General features: G+C 57.0%; 2 rRNA genes (both only partly in view). Both read right to left on the bottom strand.

Features of this window, described 5'->3' with window-relative positions:
• A 23S ribosomal RNA gene (locus ACFWWQ_RS29475) occupies positions 1-1,275 on the bottom strand (it extends 1,927 nt beyond the left edge of the window).
• 309 nt (positions 1,276-1,584) lie between these two features.
• Positions 1,585-1,890 (bottom strand): 16S ribosomal RNA (locus tag ACFWWQ_RS29480); it runs 1,324 nt beyond the window's last position.
• The 16S and 23S rRNA genes sit together here, the layout of an rRNA operon.

Genomic DNA, 1,890 nt, shown 5'->3' on the forward strand with positions numbered 1-1,890 from the left:
TGCAATGACATGACTTCGGCGGTGTGCTTGAGCCCCGCTACATTGTCGGCGCGGAATCACTTGACCAGTGAGCTATTACGCACTCTTTCAAGGATGGCTGCTTCTAAGCCAACCTCCTGGTTGTCTCTGCGACTCCACATCCTTTCCCACTTAGCACACGCTTAGGGGCCTTAGTCGATGCTCTGGGCTGTTTCCCTCTCGACCATGGAGCTTATCCCCCACAGTCTCACTGCCGCGCTCTCACTTACCGGCATTCGGAGTTTGGCTAAGGTCAGTAACCCGGTAGGGCCCATCGCCTATCCAGTGCTCTACCTCCGGCAAGAAACACACGACGCTGCACCTAAATGCATTTCGGGGAGAACCAGCTATCACGGAGTTTGATTGGCCTTTCACCCCTAACCACAGGTCATCCCCCAGGTTTTCAACCCTGGTGGGTTCGGTCCTCCACGAAGTCTTACCTCCGCTTCAACCTGCCCATGGCTAGATCACTCCGCTTCGGGTCTTGAGCATGCTACTAAAACGCCCTATTCGGACTCGCTTTCGCTACGGCTCCCCCACACGGGTTAACCTCGCAACATACCGCAAACTCGCAGGCTCATTCTTCAAAAGGCACGCAGTCACGACTGCATGTGCAAGCACACACAGCGACGCTCCCACGGCTTGTAGGCACACGGTTTCAGGTACTATTTCACTCCGCTCCCGCGGTACTTTTCACCATTCCCTCACGGTACTATCCGCTATCGGTCACCAGGGAATATTTAGGCTTAACGGGTGGTCCCGCCAGATTCACACGGGATTTCTCGGGCCCCGTGCTACTTGGGTGTCTCTCAAACGAGCCGTTAATGTTTCAGCTACGGGGGTCTTACCCTCTACGCCGGACCTTTCGCATGTCCTTCGCCTACATCAACGGTTTCTGACTCGCCTCACAGCCGGCAGACTGCAAAAGAGAGATCCCACAACCCCGCATGCGCAACCCCTGCCGGGTATCACACACATACGGTTTGGCCTCATCCAGTTTCGCTCGCCACTACTCCCGGAATCACGGTTGTTTTCTCTTCCTGCGGGTACTGAGATGTTTCACTTCCCCGCGTTCCCTCCACACTGCCTATGTGTTCAGCAGCGGGTGACAGCCCATGACGACTGCCGGGTTTCCCCATTCGGACACCCCCGGATCAAAGCTTGGTTGACAGCTCCCCGGGGCCTATCGTGGCCTCCCACGTCCTTCATCGGTTCCTGGTGCCAAGGCATCCACCGTGCGCCCTTAAAAACTTGGCCACAGATGCTCGCGTCCACTGTGCAGTTCTCAAGCAACGACCAGCCACCCACCACCCCAACCCGAAGGCTGAGTTCACTGGGGCCGGCATCGCGAAGGTACGAACTCTCGTCCGTGCCCTCAGATACCCAACAGCGCGCCCGACAAGTCCCTCACCTCTCCTGTGTTCCACGCCGAAGCAGTACTAACAGAACAGATCCTGAACTCGCCGAATAGTCAACGTTCCACCCATGAGCAACCAGCATCAGACATTCGCCGATGTACTGGCCTCTGACCTCACCCCGAAGGACTCGGTAAGAAGTGCTCCTTAGAAAGGAGGTGATCCAGCCGCACCTTCCGGTACGGCTACCTTGTTACGACTTCGTCCCAATCGCCAGTCCCACCTTCGACGATTCCCTCCCACAAGGGGTTGGGCCACCGGCTTCGGGTGTTACCGACTTTCGTGACGTGACGGGCGGTGTGTACAAGGCCCGGGAACGTATTCACCGCAGCAATGCTGATCTGCGATTACTAGCAACTCCGACTTCATGGGGTCGAGTTGCAGACCCCAATCCGAACTGAGACCGGCTTTTTGAGATTCGCTCCACCTCGCGGTATCGCAGCTCATTGTACCGGCC

It is taken from the genome of Streptomyces sp. NPDC059080, assembly GCF_042739975.1.
Taxonomy (GTDB): Bacteria; Actinomycetota; Actinomycetes; order Streptomycetales; family Streptomycetaceae; genus Streptomyces; species Streptomyces benahoarensis.